Here is an 18,840-nt window from a genome sequence, read left to right on the forward strand (position 1 = left end):
TCTGACGGCCGGCATGCGCCGCTACATCGCCGAACGGGACTGGCTCACCGTCTACCAACTTCCGCCCTACGCACCGGACCTCAACCCGGTCGAAGGCATCTGGTCGGTACTGCGGCGCACCACCACGGCGAACCGCGCCTTCGCCGACCCACGCGACCTGATCACCGCCGTCCGGCGGGGCCTGCGCCAGCTCCAATACCGCCACGACGTCCTCAACGGCTGCCTCACCGGAACCGGACTCGTGCTCGCCCCACCATGACGACATCACGCTTTCAACGTCAGTAACCTTTACGAGCGTGCCGTCCACGATGAGTATGGCGTCCTTGCGGAATCGCTTGCGTGCCTGGAGCGCGAGCCTGGGGCCGAGGTGGTCGATAACGCGGTCTGCTGCGGACTTTGAGATGCCGAACAGCGGAACGAGCTGCCGCATCGTCAAGTTCGTCCGCCGGTAGGCCGTCACGAGCAGGCTCGGTCCTCCAGCGGAAGGCTCCACGGCCGGCCCCTACGGACTGCGTCCGCGCCCTCGCGCCGCAGTGCGCTCACCAACTTGGTGAAGCATCGCAGGCTCAGCCGGTGAAGGGGCCCATCCAAGACGGCTCCGACGCCGTGATCACACCAGCCACGAAAAGATCATCTCTGCCGTGAGACGACCGTCAGGTGTGCAGAATGCGCACGGCGAGCAGGGTCTGCCAGGTCCAGCCGATCGTGAGTGAGACGCGCTGGATCAGTCCGCCCAGATCCACCCAGCGTTGATGCTGGCTGAACGCGGCACTGGCCAGCGCCATCGTGGCTGCGAAGAGCACACCGCTGGCGATCGAGTAGAGGGCCCATCCCAGCGAGTTGGACAGGGCGAAGACGAAGCAGGCTGCGGCGAGGGCGAGAAATCCGATGAGGGAGAACAGGTCATGCAGAGCCCCGAGGCGGGTGGGGTGCTGAAGCTGATCGGGGGTGCCGGCTGGGTAGCCGCTCACCGGGTCCGTACGGAAGGCACCTGCGCCCAGCAGGCCGACCGCCCACGCGCCGATCAGCAGGGCACCCCAGCGGGAAGGCCCATCGCGCCACAGGACCACGGCGAAGATCAGCGACAGCAAGCCCGCGAAGAGGAAGTTGAGGGTCTGGGCCCACCCGGCACGGCCGAGGGCGAGCGAACTGACGGGATGGCGGAGCGGTCTATAGCCCACGCGGCCGGCGCTTTCTACGAGATACGCGATGGTGAAGAGAGGTCCAGCAGCCATCCCGCAGGCAAGCAGCACTTGATTCCCCATCCCGTCAACATAGGTTGACAAGATGGGTTGCGTCAACCTTGATTGACGGGAGGTGGGATCCTCTGGCGGCGGACCCCAAGTGATCATTTACAGGACGACCCTTAGGGGTCAGCGGCAGTCGGGAGCGCCTCGGCGAGAGCCGCGATGGCACTGCGTTCGCGACTGCTGCTGCTCGACACCCCACTCGGCGACGGGCTTATTAGGGGCGACGTACAGGGATGGGTTGTCCAGCCCCCGCCCGTGGCGGTATGTGCTGACCGGTGCCGCAGACCGGAAGCGGACCCTGTCGCCCCAACCCACCATGAAGGCCCGGGACACCGCGGCGTCCCGGGCCGACCCCTGTGTACTCCTCGGCCTGCCCTGGACAGTTATAGGTACGCCGTAAGTGGCAGGCCCACTACGTTGGCCGCGGTTGACTGACCGCGCCGAACGCGCGCACCACAAATCGGGGGAGGAACCCTATGCGTAAGCGCATCACCACAGCTCTCGGAGCCGCAGCCGCCGCCGTCATGCTCGCCACTGCCACCGCATCCGCGGACACCGGCCGTCCGGACACCGGCGTCAAGTTCTTCGATGGCCACGGGAAGTTCACCCGGCCCTGCGGTACCACCTACCGGGTAGGTCTCACGACCACGAAGGTCGTCGCGGCCAAGCGCCTTGACGGCCGTTGTGCAGGCCACGTGTGGCTTCGTGTCCACGGCAACGCGTGGGGGGAATGGCGTCACAGCGACACCGAGATCACCCTCAACAGCCCCAGCGGCACGTTCGACAGGGCCCAGATCAAGGGCTGCGGAGAGGACTACTGCACGACGTACGACGTGTACGTCTAAAGGCTGTCCCGCAATGAGTGAACCGAGGGGCAGGGTTCGCTCGTCACGCCTCCTGGTAGAGGTTGACGATGTTGCCGTCCGGGTCGCGCAGCCACACTGAACGGCGTCCCCAGGGCTGGGTTGTCGGCGGCTTGAGGATCTCAATGCCCCGAGCCAACAGCCGTTCGTGGCGTGCGTCCACGTCGGTGACCTGGAACTCCAGGGTGAAGCCTCCGCTCGCCGTGGCAGCCATCGCTCCGGGCACCATCGATTCCATGCCTTGTGTGGAGAAGAACGACAGGACGGCGCCGGGGACCGTCACCCGGGCGAAGGGGTCGCTCCCTTCGACATCTGCGTCCAGGACCGCAGCGTAGAAGGCAGCGAGGGCCGGAACATCGTCGGTGATCAGGGCGGTGCCGGTGAAGTGTGGCTGCATCCGGGCATCGTAGGCCGAGAGTCGGACACCGGGCCGTGAAAGGAGAAGAAGCCTGCGGGCCGTGGGTGACATGATCTTGTGGTGTTTGGTGTGATCATGGCGTCGGAACCCTCCTGGATAGTCCCGTTCACCAGGCTGAGCCCACGTCAGTTCGGCAAGCTCATCACCGCGTTGCGGCGCGAGGACACGGACCCGGTGCGTAGGGGCCGACCGTGGAGCCTGCCGCTGGAGGACCGAATCCTGCTGGTCGCGGCGTACTGGCGCACCAACCTGACGCTGCGGCAGCCGGCACCGCTGTTGGGATATCGGAGTCGGCCGCCGACCGCATCATCGACCACCTCGGCCCCTCGCTCGCGCTCCAGCAGCGCAAGCGCTTCCGGAAGGACACCGTCCTGATCGTGGACGGCACCCTGGTCCCCACCCGCGGCCACGCCATCGCCGAGCAGTCGAAAAACTATCGGTACTCCACCAACCACCAAGCCGTCATCGATGCCGACACCCGCCCGGTGGTCGCTGTCGCACGACCCGGCAACGGCAACGGCAACGACTGCAAGGCATGGGAACTGTCCGGGGCGAAAGCCGCCGTCGGCGCGACCACCGTCATCGCGGACGGCGGCCACCGCGGCACCGGCCTGGTCATCCCACATCGCCGAGAGAAAGGCCAGAGCGAACTCCCGGCATGGAAGGAGGAACACAACGCCTCCCACCGCAAAGTCCGCGCCCGCGTCGAGCATGCCTTCGCCCGCATGAAGACCTGGAAGGTGCGCGACTGTCGCCTCAAGGGCGACGGCGTCCACCACGCCATGCTCGGCATCGCCCGCCTGCACAACCTCGCTCTCGCAGGGTGACCGAGAAGGCGAGCAGGTCAGCCAGCACAGCGCAGATCATTTGCGGGACAACGCCAAGTCCCTGACAGCCGCCCGGGTCTCAACGTGGTCTCAACATGCCTTACTTGACTACACAAAGCTTGTCGCCTTCACCTGCTGCTTAGTGCTGGCCAGCGCGTTCACTCTTTCGGGCTACCTCGTAGTCGTCGCGGAGACAGCGGTCACGTTGAACCGTCCCGGCGGTACCGGGCCAGCCAATCCAAGCTCACGTCGTTTCCCTGCCGGCGCGTGAGCGGCTGCACCGGCCGGCCGCCTCGCGCGACCCCCAGGCTGTCCAGGATCCGGTCCACCACACCTTCCGGGTCCGCCAGCGCGTCCTCGTACGTCACCGTGATCGGCGTGATCCCGCTGTCGGAGAACCGGCGCGCCCACTCCTCGTTCTGCTCCCGGATCATGTGCTCCCAGTGCGCGATCCGGTCGCGACGATAGGGAACGTCAGCGCCCACCCCACGAACGTCGTCGGCATACCAGACGTCGGTCTCCAGCGCCCGGTACAGAGACACCGCTTGTGCCGCCGTGTCCTGCCGCCGGTTCCACACATATACCGGGCGGTCGAAGGCGCGCTCGATCACCTCGCGCCAGCTCGCTCCACTCGCGGACTGGTATCGCCGCAGCCCGGCGACGACCTCGTCCAGGTACGACCCCATGACGATCAGGCCCCACACGCCGTTGGCTGAAGTCCCGATCCGCATCAGCTTTCGTAGCTGGTCCGGCTGCGTCCGGTTCGCCGGACCGATCGGGATGTCCTCACCGTCCAGTTCAGTAACGTGGTTGTACAGATACTCCTGCGGTTTACCCGACAAGCCCGTGCTCTCCAGCAGACCAGCCAGCAGGTGAGTCCCTGCCCTCGGTGTGCTGCAAATGAGCAGGCATCTGCCCGCCGCCGGCGCCATGTCGCTCGCTCGCGCCACAGGTCGCACCCCCTTTTTTGACCGCCTTGACCGTCGCTCGACCCCCCCTTAGCGTATTGGTTCCCAGGTCGCGCACGTGGGGGGCGGGGGATGCGCATAGCGATCGCGTTCGATGGTCAGTACGCATCGGCGGCACGCAACATGCTGTCGTCGCTGGCCCGCTGCCTGCCACCGAAGAGCGGTGTGCGCATCTCGGCACTGATGACAGACGATTCGCCGAGCGCCGACGTCGTCGAGCACGCGATGTCCCGCGGGCTCGATCTGGAGGTCGTCCGTCTGCGCCGCGACCTGTCCGACCTGCCACTGCTGCGCTACCTGACCGGCGCGACGTACGCGCGCCTGTTCCTGCCAGAGCTGGTGCCGGACGACGTGGCGCTGTACATGGACGTGGACGTCGTACTGATGCGAGACGTGACAGAGCTGTTCGCGACGGACCTCGGTGACAGACCCCTCGCGGCCGTGCGGGACATGTGGCGGCCCAACCTCCTCGAGGCGCTGGCAGGCGCAGGCAGCGGACGATTCGCGCCCGACGCGCCCTACTTCAATGCCGGGGTGATGCTGTGCAACCTCCGCCAGTGGCGTCGGGAGAGCTTGACCGAGCGGGCCCTCCACTGGCTTGCGAGCCAGGATCAGGTCCCGGTCTGTCTGGAGCAAGATGCGCTCAACGCGCTCACGCACGGTCGATGGATCGAGCTGGATCCGCGCTGGAACGTGTTCCCGATGACTGACTTCCGCGACATCCCGCCCGAGGCTTGGCCGCCGCGGCTGGGTACGGAGTACCACGCGTACCGAGATCAGGAGCGACGTGCCTTCGTGCTCCACTTCATCGGCTCCCGCAAGCCATGGCGTCACCCGTACCCGGATACCGAGAACCTCAGGCGATATCGTCACTTCACCGCGCCGACCGTCGAGGACGTGACGCCGAACCCCGTCACCTCGCCATCTCGGCCAACCTCCCCGACCGTCGAGAACGTGACGCCGAACGCCGTCACCTCGCCATCTCGGCCAACCTCCCCGACTGTCCCAGAGACGCCGTCCCTGGCGCTCACCGGGAGAAGGGGGTCGGCGACATCGCCAGCGGCGGTGTTCGGCTACCCAAACGAGCATGATCAGGATCAACGGTCCAAGCGTCGCAAGAGGCCTAGCTCCGTCTGACCAAGAAGTACGCCTACGGCGAGGGACAACTTACGGAGAACCGTGGCTCGCTTTCAGAACACCGTCTCGGGGAAGTGACACGAGACCCGGAATGATCAAGGTGTCACGGAGCGCGGATTCAGCGGAACGCACAGCTCACGGACTCGCCATATGGCATCGGAACGCGGAACCTGCAACAGGGTCTCCTGGGTCTCGGTTGGCTTCGCACAGCACCTTGCCCTGCCGGACCATGTCGTCCAGACCGCGCAGGACTTCCTCGACCGGCGTCCGGAAGTCCCAGACGTGCAGGTACAGCAGGTCGATGTAGTCGGTGGCCAGCCGCCGCAGGCTCCCCTCCACCGAGCCGAACAGGGCTTTGCGGTGACCGCCCCCGGAGTTGGGGTCGCCGGGGCGGCGCAGCGTCGAGTACTTGGTCGCCAGCACCAGGCGTTCGCGCTCCTCGCGGGCGAACTCGCCCAGCAGGCGCTCGGAGCTGCCGTCGGTGTAGGTGTCGGCGGTGTCGAAGAGGTTGCCGCCGAGCCCGACGTAGTGGTCGAACAGCTTGCGGGCCTCGGCCCGTTCGGCGCCCCAGCCCGCCCGAAGGCGTCTACGCAGCCGCCGACGACTACGTACATGCCATGGAGGTCCGAGGCGCCACACGGCTGCTGTTCGTCGCCGGCACCATGGGCCTGGCCCCTTCCGGAAAGCCCGGGACCGGCCTGGAGGAGCAGCTCAATCTGATCTGGTCGAACATCCGCGCCATCCTCGCCTCGGCCGGCATGACCGTCGACAACATAGTGCGCCTGACCAGCTACCTGCGAGACCCGGCCTACGCCGAGGCCAACGCCGCCGCCCGGACGGCCGCACTCGGCGGCAGGCCTGTCCCGACAACCGCCATCGTCGCCACCACGCTTGCCAGCGACTGGCTCGTCGAAATCGAGGTCATCGCCGCAGGCTGACGCCCCGCACGCTCGGTTACGGGACAGCGGGCGCGCCGCCATCAGCAGGTGATCCCATGGGGCGTCGCAGTCACTGCAACCCTTGTGCTGACCGGCCTCTACTCCCGTCTTGTCGATCCTCACGAAGCTGGGTTCGAGCCCCCCGCTCCCGCCCGCTCACGCCCGCTCCCATGTCGTATCCGCAGCAGGCGCGTGCCGTTCAGCCCTATGAGGACCGGGGAGGTCTCCGTGGCCCGCGGCTCCCGGCGGCAGGTCCCAGGTGGCGCGTCCGCTCGGACCACCTCGGAGAGGCCGCGGTGCACCGGCCGCAACGACAAGTCGGTGCCCGGTGTGTGGCGGCCTCGCCGAGGTCTGAGGATCAGTGGCCCGCGACGACGCCGGAGAGTTCGTTGGTGCTCTTGGGCAGGGTCACGGACGTGATCTTTTTGCCCGATTCGATGTCGACGGCGTGCAGCTTGCGCTTGCCCGGTTCCGAGACGTACGCGGTGTCGTCGCGGACGAAGAGGGTGGGCCGGGGCTGCTGCCAGTCCAGCGGCTCCTGCCACTTGTCCACGACGGGGATCTTCTTGTCCACCTTGCCCGTATCCGGGTCGATGACGTGGAGGGCGCCGTTGGTGCCGAGGAGGAGGGCCTCTCCGTGCGGTCCGCGGCCGAGCGAGCGGAAGGAGTAGCTGGTGCCCAGGTCGACCAGGCGCAGCTTCCCTGTCTCGGTGTTGATGAGGGAGATGCGGGTCGGCCGCTCCAGTTCGGCCTCCGGGTCGGTCTTGTAGTCGCCCAGGAGGATGGGCGAGGTGTCGCTGCCGCGCTGGTTGCCGATGCGTCCGTAGTCGTCGGGGGCGTCGACCTTGGTGAACTTGCCGTCCTTGTAGATCAGGATGCCGTCCTCGCAGCCGATGCCGACGGCCTCGCCCTTGGCCGCGGCCTCGCCGTGGACGCCGGGGCAGTTCTCGTTGCGCTTGATCTCCTTGTTGTTCTTGTCCAGGACGAGGGCGCCGGTGCGCTTCTCCTCGGTGCCGAGGGTGGTGAGGAGTTCGCCGTTGGTCAGTTCGATGGCGACGCCGTGGTGCGGTTCGGCGGAGGTGTAGGTGCGGCCTTGCGGCTTCTTGCCGCCCTTGAGGTCGGTGGGGTCGAGGACGTTGACCTCGCCGGTGCCGTCGGTGAACAGGACCGTCTTGCCGGCGTGCTGGACGACGTGGCCGGGCTTGGCGCCCTTGTACTCGACGCCGGTGAAGGTCTGCTCGGCGGCGTTCAGGACACGGAAACCGGCGTCGGTGGAGACAATGACGTGGTCGTCGTCGCCGGCGGGGTTGAGGCGGTTGAAGCCGGGCAGTTCGATCGTGTTGGCCAGCTTCAGGCTCTCGCCGTCCAGGACGTACAGGCCGCCGTCGAAGGTGGCGACCAGCGGGTCCTCGACTGCAACCGACTTCGTGCCCGGCGCCGCCTTGGCCTTGGCGTCGGACGAGGAGCTGTCATCCCCTCCGCAGGCGGACAGGACCGCGGAAGCCGCCAGGGCGAGGGCCGTGCCCACGAGAGCTCGGTTGCGTATCGGCTTGTTCACCGGTGTGTTCCTTTCTCTGCCGCACGGGTGCGGCAGTGTGGGGTCTGCTTGAGTGGCCGGTTGGCCAGGGTTCATGTGCGGGGCGGGTTGGTTCAGGCGGCGGTCAGGCCGTCGGTCATGGCGGTGGTGTTGGCGCGCATCATCTGCACGTAGGTGCCGGCGCCCTTGCCCTTTTCGGTCAGCGATTCGGAGTAGAGCTCGATGACGCGCACGCCGCCGCCCAGTTCGGTGCGCAGGACCTCGGCCAGCCGCTTGGGCTGGGAGGAGTCGGCGAATACGGTCTGTACGCCTGCCTTGCGCATGGCCTGGGTGAGGGAGCGCAGGTCGGAGGAGCTGGGCGAGGCCAGCGTCGTGCCGCTCGGGATCACCGCGCCGATGACCCGGAAACCGAAGCGTTCGGCGAGGTAGCCGAAGACGTGGTGGTTGGTCACCAACGCGCGCCGCTGTTCGGGTATCCGGTCGAAGGACTTGTCCATCCAGGCGGTCAGGTCGGCGAGTTGGCCGTCGTAGCGGTCGGCGTTGGCGCGGATCGTCTTCTCGTCGACGCCGTCCACGTGCTCGACGACCTGGTCGGCGATCAGGCCGGCGGCCTTGCGGACGCGGTCGGGGTCGGTCCAGAAGTGCGGGTCGGGCTGACCGGCCTCCTCCTCGGGGCCTCCGTCGTCGTGCGCCTGGAAGGTGAGCGGGTCTGCCGCCTTGCCGGCCTCGAAGGTGGCCACCCCGGATTCGCGGGCTGCCTCCACGTGCCGCAGTACGTTCTCCTCCAGACCCAGCCCGTTGAAGACCACCAGGTCGGCACGCTCCAACTCGGCGGCCTGCATGGCCGACAGGCCGAAGGAGTGCGGGTCGGCGTTCGGCTTCATCAGCACGGTCACATCGGCCTCGTCGCCGACGATCTCCTGTGTGATGTCGCCCAGGATGTTGGTCGTCACGACCACCCGGGGCCGGTCGTCGCTGCTCGCACAGCCGGTGCCGGCACCGGCCAGGGCGAGGGTGAGCACGACCAGCAGGAGGGTGCGCAGTCGCCGCGGCTCCTGCGTCTGTCTCGTCATCGTCCCGTCTCCACCATGAGGGCCGGCTCGATGTCCAGGTCGAAGGTGCGCGCGATGCGCAGGTTGTCGTTGTAGTCGATCTCGTACACGCGTTTGCCCTTGGGGTCGTTGAGGTAGGCGCGGCTGCGGTCGACCTCGATGACTGGCACCGCATTCCCTTCGGTGCCGGTCTCGGGAGCGCCTGTCAGAACCGGCTTTGTCTTGGAGACCTGCTTGCCGGTGGCGATGTCGTAGCCGTGGAGTGCTCCGTCGGTCTCAAGGACGATCAGCGCGGAGCCCTCGCCGGCGGTGTTGGCGGCGACGACGGAACCGGTCTTCACCCGTGTCCACGTGCGCTCGCTGACATCCAGGACCCACACGGCCCGTTCCCCGGCCGGCGCCGTGAGCGTGTCGCTGCCGGGCCGGTACCGGAAGGCCGTGGCCCGTTCCGCTTCGGATACGTCGCCGCCGTACGGGATCTTCTCGGCGGTAAAGGCGCCGTCGGCCTCACGGACGAGCAGGGCGCCGTCGGCGCAGCCGAGGACGGCACCGCGTCGGGTGACGGCGTCGCCCCGCGCCTCCTCGCAGCGGGCGTCCGGCGACGCGGCCCGCTCGCCCTCGCGGTCGTACACCACGACCTTCCCGTCGTCCGTGACGCCGAGCAGGTGCTCTGCGTACGGCACGACGGCTCCCGTGTGCGTCCCGGGAAGTGTGCGGGCGGAGCCGACCTTGCCCTTCTCCAGTTCGGCCCGGCGGTAGATCCTGGCCCGGCCGTCCTCGTCGGTCACCGCGGTCACGGCGGCATCGCTGCGGATACGGGTCCCCGGGCCTGCGGGCAGCCGGCCCACGTCACGCATCGCCGCGCTGTAGTAGTGGACGTGGTCGCCGTGGTCCACCATCCAGGCGCCGCCGTCCAGGACGCGCGTGCCGCCCGCGGTGTGGAAGTAGCCGAAGCGGCCGTCGGTGGTGAGCTCGGTGGTGCCCGTCGTCCGGGACACCTCGTGCGTCTTGCCGGTGATCAGATCGAGTACCCGGGTTTCGCCTGTGGCCGGGTCGTTGAGCAGCAGCCGCGACTGCTGCTCGGCCTTCTCCTGTGCTCCCTCGACGTAACCGTGCGGAGCGGAGGCCGAGGCTGCGGCCTTCGGGGCGGACGCGCTGTCGTCGTCGCTCGCGCAACTCGTGGTGAGCAGGGAGATCGCCACGAGCGCGGCGGGCGCCCAAGGTATGACGTTGCTTCGGACGAGCAAAGGGATCGCCTCAGGTTCTTTCAGTCGGTCGCTGTGACGTGAGCGCCGAGGAGGCGCGCACGGCGGCGGTGGCGGAGAGCGGATGCCAGGTGAGAGAGGAAGAACAGGCTCACCGCGAGGGCCGAGACGGTCGCGCCGGCCGCCGTGCTCAGGTGCCAGGACAGCAACAGGCCACCGAAGACGGCGATGATGCCGAGGAGCGCCGCGAGGGCCATGACACCCCGCACACTGCGCGCCCAGGGCAGCGCGGCCGCCGGCGGAGCGATGAGCAGGCCCAGCACCAGCAGCGTGCCCACGATGTGGAAGGAGGCGACGATGGCCAGCGCCAACAGGCCGAGCAGCACCGCGTGAGCCAGGCGCGGGCGCAGCCCGAGTGTCTGGGCCTTGCGTGAGTCGAAGGCCAGGGCGAGGAAAGCCCGGTGGCCGAGGACCGAAACGGCCAGTGCCAGCAGCAGCGCCACACCCAGCAGGATCAGGTCCTGCTCGCGGACGGCGAGGACGTCACCGAAGAGGAACCCGGTCAGGTCGACCGCGAAGGACTGCGAGCGCGACACGATGATGACACCGAGCGACAGCATCCCCACGAACAGCAGGCCGATGCCCGTGTCCTGGGACAGCCTCGGGGTGCGGCCGAGAGCCGTGACGCCGACGGTCATGACGGCCGCGCTCAGCAGCGCCCCCAGCAGCAGGTTGCCGCCGAACAGCGCGGCGAGCGCGACGCCGGGCAGCAGCCCGTGCGACATGGCGTCACCGAGGAAGGCCATACCCCTGAGCACCACCCAGGTGCCGGCCAGGGCGCAGATCGCCGACACCAACATTCCGCCCCACAGGGCCCGCTGCACGAAGGTCACCTCGAAGGGACCCGTCAACCACTCCATGCAAGCGCACTATAATGAAAACCATGTTCAAAACACAGGGGCACCCTCCCGCCGCCGCCGGGATCCGGACACCCCGGGTCCACTTCACGGAGCTCTCCGCCGGATACCCCGGCCGCCCCGTTCTGCATCAACTCGACGCGGAGATACCGGCGTTGGCGATCACGGCACTGGTCGGCCCGAACGGCAGCGGGAAGTCCACCCTGCTCGGAGTCATCGCCGGAGTGATCAAACCCACCTCAGGCCGGCTCCACCACGCCGGCGACCGGCAGCCGGCGTTCGTCCCGCAGCGCGGCGCCGTCGCTGACGCGCTGCCGCTCACGGTCAGGCAGACGGTGGAGATGGGACGCTGGGGCGACCGCGGGCCGTGGCGCCGACTCACCCCGCAGGACCGAGCCACCGTCGACCAGGCCATGGAGAGACTCGGTATCACCGACCTCGCCACCCGCCAACTCGGAGAGCTCTCCGGCGGACAACGGCAACGCGCCCTGATCGCCCAAGGACTCGCCCAGGAATCGGACCTGCTCCTCCTGGACGAACCGACCACGGGACTCGACCCCGAAGCAAGGGACCGGATCGCCGCACTGCTGACGGAACTGGTCGCCGACGGAGTCACCGTCGTCCAAGCCACCCACGACCTGGAAGCCGCACGCTCGGCGGACGCCTGCCTCCTACTCCGCGACGGTCAACTGGCAGGGCAGGGACACCCCGACCAACTTCTCACCGCCGCAACGCTCGCCCAGATCTGGCAGCCGGTGTGAGACGACGGCCCCGCACCCTTCGAGCGCTCTCGCGCAGTCCCGCACGCAGTCGGTTCACCGCAGCACTGGCCACCGGTGGCCACTAGAGCCTGTTGCGAAAGTTGATCTTGTCCGTCGATGATCAGATTTCGTGGGACGTGGTGATCTGACGAACGGCCAGTGGCCCCGGCTTGAGCCGTTGCTGCCGCAGGGCATGAATGCCGGGCCGTCCGCAGGTGTGGCCCGGCGGCAGCTGACAGATGGCATACGGTGGCGGCCCCGGACCGGCGCCCCCGTGGCGGGATGTGCCGGAACGTGACGGCCCGTGGGACCGGGTCTACGGCATCTGGAAGAACATGACCAAGACGTCACCTGGTTCCGTCGGCCCTGCACACGAAGGTTTTCGCCGTCCCGGCGTCGCCGGGGCCCTCAGCGAGCGCCCGGTGTCAGCCGTTTCCTTCCAGTCAGCTGACGGACCACGCCCGTCACATCACGGGGCCCCGCCAGATGGAGGCGGGCCGGCGGAGGTTCTGCATCGCCCTTCCTGTCACACATGTCACGCGTAACGTCACGTGTCGAACTCGTGATCGCGAGTCTCCGGCAGAGCCAGCAGGCACAGCAGGCTCAGCAGGCAGAGTCCGCCGGTGTAGAAGCCGAGGACGAGCGGTGACTCCCAATGGCTGTTCAGCCAGGTGGCGACCAGCGGGGCGAAGCCGCCGCCGAGGGTGTTCGCGAGGATGAAGGCCGCGGAAGCGCCCGTGTAGCGCAGCCGCGCCGGGAAGAGTTCCGGGAGGAAAGCCGCCACCGGGGAGAACATCAGGGCGAGCAGCATGAGTCCGACCGTGTAGGCGCCGGTGATCACCCAAGGGTCGCGGGAACTCAGCGAGGCGTACATGGGCACCGCCCAGACCACGCAGCCCAAAGCCCCGGCCAGCATCACCGGTCGTCGGCCGATCCGGTCGGCCAGCCTGGCGGCCGGCAGGGTGACGGCGATTCCGCCCGCCGCGCCGACGCTCGCGGCGGTCAGCATCGTGTTCTGCGGGATGCCGAGTTCCTTCGGCCCGTACGAGAGGCTGTAGACGATCGTCAGGTAGTAGACGGCCGACCCACCCAGCGCGGCGCCGATGCCGAGCAGCAGTCGGCCGGGGTGCCGGGTGACAAGCGTGCCGAGCGGGAAGCGGGACGCCGGTGCCTGCGCCTGCGCCTGCGCCTGCGCCTGCGCCTGAGTCTCGGTCGGCGGCGTGAACACCGGGGACTCGGAGATCGTCGTACGAACCCAGAGGCCGACCACGACGAGCACGGTGCTGAGCAGGAACGGGATCCGCCAGGCCCAGTCGGTGAAGCCGTCCCGGCCCGCGATGTTCAGCGTGGGCAGGATGACCGCACTGGACAGCAGGAAGCCGAGTGAGGGGCCGACGTTCGGGATGGACGCGTACAGCGCGCGGCGTCCGGGCGGCGCGTGCTCCGCGGCGAGCAGTACCGCGCCGCCCCACTCACCGCCCATGCTCACGCCCTGTAGCAGACGGAGCGTCACCAGCAGGACGGGGGCGAGGAGTCCGGCGGTCTCGTATGTGGGGAGCAGACCTACGCCGATCGTTGCCACGCCCATCAGCAGGAGCGAGGCGACCAGGGCGCGGCGACGGCCGAGGCGGTCGCCGATCGTCCCGAACAGCGCGACGCCGAGTGGGCGGGCGACGAAGGCCGCGGCGAAGGTGAGGAACGCGGCCAGGGAGGAGACGGTCGCGTTGCCGGAGGGGAAGAAGGCAGGGCCGAGGACGAGTGCGCTGGCGGTGCCGTACACCGCGAAGTCGTAGTACTCGATCGTCGTGCCGACCAGACTCGCGGCGGCGACCCGCGACGCCTTGGTCCGGGCGGGACCGGGCGGCGCCGGCTGTGGGGACATGACGATCGCGGGCGCGCCATGTGAGCGTGATTCGGCCATGGGGAATCCATTCCGATGGGGGGTGGAAAGCACCCTAAGCCCAGGAATTGAATTTCGACAAGGATTCGGCGGGGAACCCACACCGTTCGAAAAGTCGGACGTTGGAATCGTTTATTTACACGCGTTACCAGCAATGAATCACCCGCTGTGGCTATGAGTACGGACAGATCGGCCTTATGCATCGAACCGCGTCCGAACATCCCTAGTATGCGCAGCTCCAGGGAGTCAACCCCCAGCAACCTGTCAAATCGCTGTCAATATTTATTCAGATTCGCGAATAAATATTCTCCAGTCATTACACCTTGCCAACTGCCGATCACGCACGAAAGGCTGACCTCCAGGGGATGTTGAAAGTTCTACAACCGTCGTTTTTCGGACACTGGAAGGAACCACGGACAACACTCTCCGGACGGGGAAGGCATATTTACCCATGCTAAAAACCGGCAAGCTATTTCGCTTGAGAAGACTTTCACTGGCCAGGGACGGCCGGTATCTTCTCGTGCCGCTCGACCACAGCGTTTCGGACGGCCCCATCGTCCCCGCCGACAAGTGGGACGACCTGTTGCGCGCGCTGGTGGACGGCGGGGCCGACGGGGTCATCGTCCACAAGGGACGTGCCCGCGCCTTCTCGCCGGACGTCCTCAAGAGCTGCGCGCTCGTGGTGCACCTGAGCGCCAGCACCGCCCACTCCGCCGACGTGCACGCCAAGGTCCTTGTCGCCGACGTCGAGGAGGCGCTGCGGCTGGGTGCGGACGCGGTGAGCGTCCACGTCAACATCGGCTCGGACACCGAGGCCCAGCAGCTCGCCGATCTCGGGGCGGTGGCACGTTCCTGCGACGCGTGGGGCATGCCGCTGATCGCGATGGTCTACCCGCGCGGCCCCCGGATCACGGACCCGCGCGACCCGGCCCTGCTCGCGCATCTGGCCAATGTGGCCGCGGACCTGGGCGCGGACATGGTGAAGACCTCCGTCGCCCTGCCGCTGGAACGGATGGCCGAGGTGGTGGCGGACAGCCCCATCCCGATCCTCGCGGCCGGAGGTCCGCCGGACGGCTCCGACCTCGTGGAATACGGCTCCGCGGTGATGGCCGCCGGCTGCCGGGGGCTGGCCATCGGCCGCCGGATCTTCTCGGCCCCCTCCCCCGGTGCGCTGGTGTCCCGGCTCGCCTCCGTCGTGCACGGGCTCGCCCCGGACGCGGGCGGCGCCACGGCCATGAGCACGAGTTCCCCCACGGGCTCCCCCATCACAACCCCCACGGGGTCCCCCACCACATCCCCCACCGACTACTCGACGATCGTGGCAGGTGTCGCATGAGGTTCGCATGGATCGATCTGCGTGAAGTCCCCCGACAGCAGATCCAGGCGGTCGTGGACGCGGCCGTCCACGCCCGGATGGCAGGCGTGGTCTCCGCCGACGCGGAGCTGCTCGCCACCCTGCCGCCGACGGTCACACGGGTGCTGATGCCCGCAAACCCCGCCGCGAAGAAGACCGCCCCCGACAAGGACAAGGACACGGACACGCGGGACAAGGCGGCAAAGGAGTCCTCGAAGGAGTCCAAGCCCGCCACCGGACACGACGTCCTCCTGCGGAAGTTCACCACCCAGGACGAGTTGGACGCCCTCGCCGCCGATCAGCGCACAGGCACCGGCACCCCCGTCGCCGGCTTCGTCGACGTACGGGACGACCGCACCCTGCAACTGTCGTGCGCCAGCGCCATGGCGCTGCCGTACACCGTCATCCACTTCGCCGATCCGACCAAGATCCCGCTGGAGATCGTGCTCGCGGCGGCCGAGCCGGCCGAGGGCAAGCTGGTGACCGTCGTCGACGGCCTGGAGGAGGCGGCGATCGTCTTCGACGTACTGGAGCGCGGCTCGGACGGCATCCTGTTCACGCCCCGCGGCGCCGACGACGTGTTCGCCCTGGCGCGGCTGCTCCAGGCCGGCACACCGCAGCTGGAGCTGTCCACGCTGACCGTGGAGAGCATTCGGCACGTCGGACTCGGCGACCGGGTCTGCGTGGACACCTGCTCGCACTTCGAGGAGGACGAGGGCATCCTCGTCGGCTCCTACTCCTCCGGGTTCGTGCTGTGCTGCTCCGAGACCCACCCGCTGCCGTACATGCCGACCAGGCCGTTCCGGGTCAACGCCGGTGCCCTGCACTCGTACACGCTCGGCCCCGACAACCGCACCAACTACCTCAGCGAGGTCGGCTCCGGCACCGCCCTGCTGGCAGTCGGCGCCGACGGGCGCACCCGTCGGGTCGTGGTCGGCCGCGCCAAGCTGGAGTCCCGGCCGCTGCTGGAGATCCGCACCCACGCCGAGGACGGACGGCTGGTCAGCCTGACCGTGCAGGACGACTGGCACGTACGGGTACTCGGCCCGGGCGGCAAGGTCCTCAACGTCACCGAACTCCAGCCGGGTGACGAGCTGCTCGGCTACCTGGCCACCGACAAGCGCCATGTCGGCCTGCCCATCGGCGAGTTCTGCAAGGAGGTGTGAGCCCCATGGGCGAACTCGCGGCGCATCTCACGGCGGACGGGGCCGGCCCCGACGACGGCATGACCTCCCTCGTCCGAAGACTCTTCGACGCGCACGACGACGCACTCCCCTATCTGGCCCACCGCCAGGAGCATCTCACCCGGGGCGAGCTGCGGGAACGGGTGGCCAGGCAGGCCGCGGTCTTCGCCGGATACGGCATCGGCGCGGGCAGCACCGTCGGGCTGCGGACACCGCCCAGCTTCACCCAGGTCGAGGTGCTGCTCGCGCTGTGGCGGCTCGGCGCCCAGGTACTGCTCTTCGACTTCCGGCTCAAACCGGCCGAGGTGGCCGCGCTGTGCGCCACCTGCCGACCGCAGTTCATGGTCAGCGCGGGTGTCAACGTCCGGGCGACGTTCGGTTTCCGGTCCGAGTACGAGGTCGTCACCGAGCGCCTCGGCGGTGGTCGCCCGGCCGGTACCGGTCACCGGCTGGTCCAGTTCAGCTCGGGCTCCACCGGGCGGCCGAAGGTGATCGGCAGAACCGCCCGTTCCCTCGCCGCCGAGGTGGACCGGTTCACCCGGATTCCGCGCATGCCCGCGGCGGGCGACCGGCTGCTGCTGCTCAGCTCGACGGCGCACAGCTTCGGTCTGATAGCCGGACTGCTGCACTCGCTCGTGGCCGGGGTCCAGGTCGTCTTCGCCCCGCGGATCTCCGCCCGCGAGATCCTGCGCACCGCGGTGGAGCACCGCGTCACCACCCTGTTCGGGGTGCCCATGCACTACGAGCTGCTCGCCGCCGCCTCCGATCCCCCCGCGCTGCCCGAGCTGCGCGTCGCCGTGTCGGGCGGTGAGCTGATGCCCCCGCAGGTCGCGGCGCGGTTCGCGCAGCGGTACGGGATCGCGGTCGGCGAGTCCTACGGCACCACGGAGACCGGAGTGGTCGCCATGGACGCCGGCGGCACCCTGCGGCCGGCGGTCGGCCCGGCCGCACCGGGCGTGGTGGTACGGGAGCACCGGGGCGAACTGGACGTCGCCCTCGACGAGTCGCCGTACCTCTTCGACTCCGGCGGCACCCAGTACGAGGACGGCTGGCTGCACACCCGGGACCGGGCCACGGTCGACGCCTCCGGGACGGTGCTGGTGCACGGCCGCGCCGACTCCCTCGTCGTCATCGGCGGCCTCAAGGTGGACCTGTCCGAGGTCGAGAGCGTGCTCCGCGAGCATCCGGCGGTCCAGCAGGCGGTCCTGGTCCACGAGGGCGTGACCGAGGCGTACGTCGCGGTGGCCGACGGGGCCGAGCCGCCGTCCGCGGAGGAACTGCTGCGCTGGTGCCGGGAACGGCTGGCCGACTACAAGCTGCCGCGCCTGGTCCGGGTGCTCAAGGCCCTGCCCCGCACGTCCAACGGGAAGCTGCTGCGCCAGGCGGCGGTACTACAGGCGGCGGTGCCGGACGGCGCTGCCTGAGAGTGCCGCGATATGCCGTCGGTCGTCTGCGGCGCCATCGTGCCTGGTCGCGCCCGCGCGGCGGAGCCGCATTTCGACAGAGCCCCGCGCCCCTTCCGGGCGCGGCCGAACCGCAGCCGATTACGCCGGGGTGCCCAGCCCGGGTCCTGCCCGCACTTTCACCTCATCTTTCCCTCCCTTCGACCCTTCACGTGGAGACACCGATCATGAGTACGTCGACCCTGGAAGACGAGATCCGCGAGTTCGTCCTGACCGCGGTCATCGACGAGATGAACGTCCTGCTGAGCCGCGACGGCATCACGGACGACAGCCCGATGACCGTCGGCGGGCTGGAAGTGGACTCACTGAGCCTGATCGAGCTGACGCTGCGGCTGGAGTCGCGGTTCGGCGTGGAGATACCGGACACCGACATCGAGCCGCTGGCCTCCCTGACCCTCGGCGGACTCGTCGCCGAGGTGATCCGTCGCGGTGCGAAGGCGTGAGTGAAGGCATGAGCACGGCCACCTTCACCACCGACTCCGTCCGCGAACTGCTGTCGGACCGCAACATCTTCCCGGGACTGCCCGACGACCTCGGCGAGGACGCCGAACTGGTCCTGGACTCGCTCGGGTTGGTGTGGCTGCTGCATGTGATCGAGGAGCGCCACGGCCTGGTCGTGGAGCCCAGCGACGAGGAGATCTCCGGGCTCACCTCACTGCGGCGGCTCACCGCGTACCTGCGTGCCGTCGAGGAGGGCGGCCACGATGAGCGGTAGGGGTAGCGGTAGCGGTGAGGTCACGGTGACCGGATTCGGGGTGCGCACCGCGTTCGGCGTCGGCGCCGACGCCATGCGGCGCGGGGTCTTCGCGGGAGTCCCCGCGTTCGCGCCCACCACCCGGTTCGACACCGGCCCGTACCGTACGCCGATGGCGGCCGCCGCCCCCGACGGACCCGACGCGGTCGAGCACTGGGCACTGCGCCACGCGCTCGCCGAGTGCGGTATGCAGGCCCTCGACATGGCGGGGTTGGGCCCGGGCACCCGGGCAGCCGTCCTGCTCGGCATCGCGGGCGACCACATGAGCGTCACGCGGTACTGGCGCGGGGGCGGGGAAGGCGAGACCGACAC

18 protein-coding genes and 4 pseudogenes are annotated in these 18,840 nt (G+C 68.7%); 12 read left to right on the forward strand and 10 right to left on the reverse strand.

Annotation, left to right across the window (positions count from 1 at the left end; all coding sequences use genetic code 11):
* A partial coding sequence (locus KUM44_RS29480; protein WP_217212735.1) for a transposase occupies nucleotides 1–259 on the forward strand: 259 nt, incomplete at its 5' end.
* A gap of 18 nt (nucleotides 260–277) precedes the next feature.
* On the opposite strand, the pseudogene KUM44_RS29485 reads toward KUM44_RS29480, so the two are convergent.
* Nucleotides 278–623: pseudogene (locus KUM44_RS29485) on the reverse strand (transposase family protein); the annotation flags it as partial.
* A gap of 30 nt (nucleotides 624–653) precedes the next feature.
* A complete protein-coding gene (locus KUM44_RS29490; RefSeq protein WP_217212737.1) occupies nucleotides 654–1,265 on the reverse strand; it encodes a DUF998 domain-containing protein in 612 nt (203 codons plus the stop codon).
* A gap of 461 nt (nucleotides 1,266–1,726) precedes the next feature.
* Between KUM44_RS29490 and KUM44_RS29495 the strand changes: the two genes are divergently transcribed.
* Entirely contained in the window at nucleotides 1,727–2,095 is a 369-nt protein-coding gene (locus KUM44_RS29495) for a hypothetical protein (RefSeq protein ID WP_217212739.1), read from the forward strand.
* 43 nt (nucleotides 2,096–2,138) lie between these two features.
* Here KUM44_RS29495 and KUM44_RS29500 read toward each other — a convergent pair whose 3' ends face one another.
* Complete coding sequence (locus KUM44_RS29500; RefSeq protein ID WP_217212741.1) at nucleotides 2,139–2,510, reverse strand: VOC family protein; 372 nt, start codon at nucleotides 2,508–2,510, stop codon at nucleotides 2,139–2,141.
* 81 nt (nucleotides 2,511–2,591) lie between these two features.
* Between KUM44_RS29500 and KUM44_RS29505 the strand changes: the two are divergent.
* A pseudogene (locus KUM44_RS29505) lies at nucleotides 2,592–3,358 on the forward strand (transposase).
* A gap of 200 nt (nucleotides 3,359–3,558) precedes the next feature.
* On the opposite strand, the gene KUM44_RS29510 reads toward KUM44_RS29505, so the two are convergent.
* The gene (locus KUM44_RS29510; protein ID WP_217212743.1) at nucleotides 3,559–4,308 is read right to left on the reverse strand and encodes a Stf0 family sulfotransferase; all 750 of its coding nucleotides are present in this window, start codon (nucleotides 4,306–4,308) and stop codon (nucleotides 3,559–3,561) included.
* 90 nt (nucleotides 4,309–4,398) lie between these two features.
* Here KUM44_RS29510 and KUM44_RS29515 point away from each other — a divergent pair, with 90 nt between their 5' ends.
* On the forward strand, nucleotides 4,399–5,463 hold the full coding sequence (locus tag KUM44_RS29515) for a glycosyltransferase family 8 protein (RefSeq protein ID WP_217212745.1): 1,065 nt from the start codon (nucleotides 4,399–4,401) through the stop codon (nucleotides 5,461–5,463).
* Nucleotides 5,464–5,670: 207 nt separating this feature from the next.
* On the opposite strand, the pseudogene KUM44_RS29520 reads toward KUM44_RS29515, so the two are convergent.
* Nucleotides 5,671–6,036, reverse strand: a pseudogene (locus tag KUM44_RS29520) (aldo/keto reductase); the annotation flags it as partial.
* A gap of 44 nt (nucleotides 6,037–6,080) precedes the next feature.
* On the opposite strand from KUM44_RS29520, the gene KUM44_RS29525 reads away from it, so the two are divergent.
* Nucleotides 6,081–6,401 (forward strand): RidA family protein, encoded by a 321-nt coding sequence (locus KUM44_RS29525; protein ID WP_217212748.1) that lies wholly within the window; start codon nucleotides 6,081–6,083, stop codon nucleotides 6,399–6,401.
* A 358-nt stretch (nucleotides 6,402–6,759) separates the two neighbouring features.
* On the opposite strand, the gene aztD is transcribed toward KUM44_RS29525, so the two are convergent.
* The 4 genes from aztD to aztB all read right to left on the reverse strand — a co-directional run bounded on the left by aztD (nucleotide 6,760) and on the right by aztB (nucleotide 11,115).
* Nucleotides 6,760–7,959, reverse strand: a complete 1,200-nt coding sequence (gene aztD / locus KUM44_RS29530; protein WP_217212749.1) for a zinc metallochaperone AztD — start codon at nucleotides 7,957–7,959, stop codon at nucleotides 6,760–6,762.
* Nucleotides 7,960–8,051: 92 nt separating this feature from the next.
* Nucleotides 8,052–9,011 (reverse strand): zinc ABC transporter substrate-binding protein AztC, encoded by a 960-nt coding sequence (aztC, locus tag KUM44_RS29535; protein WP_217212751.1) that lies wholly within the window; start codon nucleotides 9,009–9,011, stop codon nucleotides 8,052–8,054.
* Nucleotides 9,008–10,237: a hypothetical protein gene (locus KUM44_RS29540; RefSeq protein WP_217212752.1), complete on the reverse strand. Its 1,230-nt coding sequence runs from the start codon at nucleotides 10,235–10,237 to the stop codon at nucleotides 9,008–9,010. The genes aztC and KUM44_RS29540 overlap by 4 nt, the downstream gene beginning before the upstream one ends.
* 20 nt (nucleotides 10,238–10,257) lie before the next feature.
* Entirely contained in the window at nucleotides 10,258–11,115 is an 858-nt protein-coding gene (gene aztB / locus KUM44_RS29545; protein ID WP_217212754.1) for a zinc ABC transporter permease AztB, read from the reverse strand.
* Nucleotides 11,116–11,129: 14 nt separating this feature from the next.
* Between aztB and aztA the strand changes: the two genes are divergently transcribed.
* A complete protein-coding gene (gene aztA, locus KUM44_RS29550; protein WP_217212756.1) occupies nucleotides 11,130–11,873 on the forward strand; it encodes a zinc ABC transporter ATP-binding protein AztA in 744 nt (247 codons plus the stop codon).
* 547 nt (nucleotides 11,874–12,420) lie between these two features.
* On the opposite strand, the gene KUM44_RS29555 is transcribed toward aztA, so the two are convergent.
* Nucleotides 12,421–13,755, reverse strand: a complete 1,335-nt coding sequence (locus KUM44_RS29555) for an MFS transporter (protein WP_254390296.1) — start codon at nucleotides 13,753–13,755, stop codon at nucleotides 12,421–12,423.
* Nucleotides 13,756–14,224: 469 nt separating this feature from the next.
* Here KUM44_RS29555 and KUM44_RS29560 point away from each other — a divergent pair, with 469 nt between their 5' ends.
* The 6 genes and pseudogenes from KUM44_RS29560 to KUM44_RS45845 form a co-directional block, all read left to right on the forward strand.
* A complete protein-coding gene (locus KUM44_RS29560; protein WP_217212760.1) occupies nucleotides 14,225–15,109 on the forward strand; it encodes a 2-amino-3,7-dideoxy-D-threo-hept-6-ulosonate synthase in 885 nt (294 codons plus the stop codon).
* A complete protein-coding gene (locus KUM44_RS29565) occupies nucleotides 15,106–16,293 on the forward strand; it encodes a 3-dehydroquinate synthase II family protein (protein WP_217212762.1) in 1,188 nt (395 codons plus the stop codon). The genes KUM44_RS29560 and KUM44_RS29565 overlap by 4 nt, the downstream gene beginning before the upstream one ends.
* Nucleotides 16,294–16,298: 5 nt before the next feature.
* On the forward strand, nucleotides 16,299–17,735 hold the full coding sequence (locus KUM44_RS29570; protein WP_217212769.1) for a class I adenylate-forming enzyme family protein: 1,437 nt from the start codon (nucleotides 16,299–16,301) through the stop codon (nucleotides 17,733–17,735).
* Nucleotides 17,736–17,941: 206 nt separating this feature from the next.
* Nucleotides 17,942–18,217, forward strand: coding sequence for an acyl carrier protein (locus tag KUM44_RS29575; RefSeq protein WP_030054531.1), 276 nt, complete (start codon nucleotides 17,942–17,944; stop codon nucleotides 18,215–18,217).
* Between the two features lie 8 nt (nucleotides 18,218–18,225).
* Complete coding sequence (locus KUM44_RS29580) at nucleotides 18,226–18,489, forward strand: acyl carrier protein (protein ID WP_217212771.1); 264 nt, start codon at nucleotides 18,226–18,228, stop codon at nucleotides 18,487–18,489.
* A pseudogene (locus KUM44_RS45845) lies at nucleotides 18,479–18,840 on the forward strand (beta-ketoacyl-[acyl-carrier-protein] synthase family protein); the annotation flags it as partial. The gene KUM44_RS29580 and the pseudogene KUM44_RS45845, both read left to right, overlap by 11 nt.

This window comes from Streptomyces sp. AC550_RSS872, assembly GCF_019049285.1.
Lineage (GTDB): Bacteria > Actinomycetota > Actinomycetes > Streptomycetales > Streptomycetaceae > Streptomyces.

Coding starts and splice junctions, on each gene's coding strand:
- KUM44_RS29565 (WP_217212762.1), top strand. CDS start 15,106: ATGAGGTTCGCATGGATCGATCTGCGTGAAGTCCCCCGACAGCAGATC.
- KUM44_RS29495 (WP_217212739.1), top strand. CDS start 1,727: ATGCGTAAGCGCATCACCACAGCTCTCGGAGCCGCAGCCGCCGCCGTC.
- aztB (WP_217212754.1), bottom strand. CDS start 11,115: ATGGAGTGGTTGACGGGTCCCTTCGAGGTGACCTTCGTGCAGCGGGCC.
- KUM44_RS29555 (WP_254390296.1), bottom strand. CDS start 13,755: ATGTCCCCACAGCCGGCGCCGCCCGGTCCCGCCCGGACCAAGGCGTCG.
- aztC (WP_217212751.1), bottom strand. CDS start 9,011: ATGACGAGACAGACGCAGGAGCCGCGGCGACTGCGCACCCTCCTGCTG.
- KUM44_RS29560 (WP_217212760.1), top strand. CDS start 14,225: ATGCTAAAAACCGGCAAGCTATTTCGCTTGAGAAGACTTTCACTGGCC.
- KUM44_RS29580 (WP_217212771.1), top strand. CDS start 18,226: ATGAGCACGGCCACCTTCACCACCGACTCCGTCCGCGAACTGCTGTCG.
- aztA (WP_217212756.1), top strand. CDS start 11,130: ATGAAAACCATGTTCAAAACACAGGGGCACCCTCCCGCCGCCGCCGGG.
- KUM44_RS29500 (WP_217212741.1), bottom strand. CDS start 2,510: ATGCAGCCACACTTCACCGGCACCGCCCTGATCACCGACGATGTTCCG.
- KUM44_RS29575 (WP_030054531.1), top strand. CDS start 17,942: ATGAGTACGTCGACCCTGGAAGACGAGATCCGCGAGTTCGTCCTGACC.
- KUM44_RS29570 (WP_217212769.1), top strand. CDS start 16,299: ATGGGCGAACTCGCGGCGCATCTCACGGCGGACGGGGCCGGCCCCGAC.
- KUM44_RS29490 (WP_217212737.1), bottom strand. CDS start 1,265: ATGGGGAATCAAGTGCTGCTTGCCTGCGGGATGGCTGCTGGACCTCTC.
- KUM44_RS29515 (WP_217212745.1), top strand. CDS start 4,399: ATGCGCATAGCGATCGCGTTCGATGGTCAGTACGCATCGGCGGCACGC.
- KUM44_RS29525 (WP_217212748.1), top strand. CDS start 6,081: ATGGAGGTCCGAGGCGCCACACGGCTGCTGTTCGTCGCCGGCACCATG.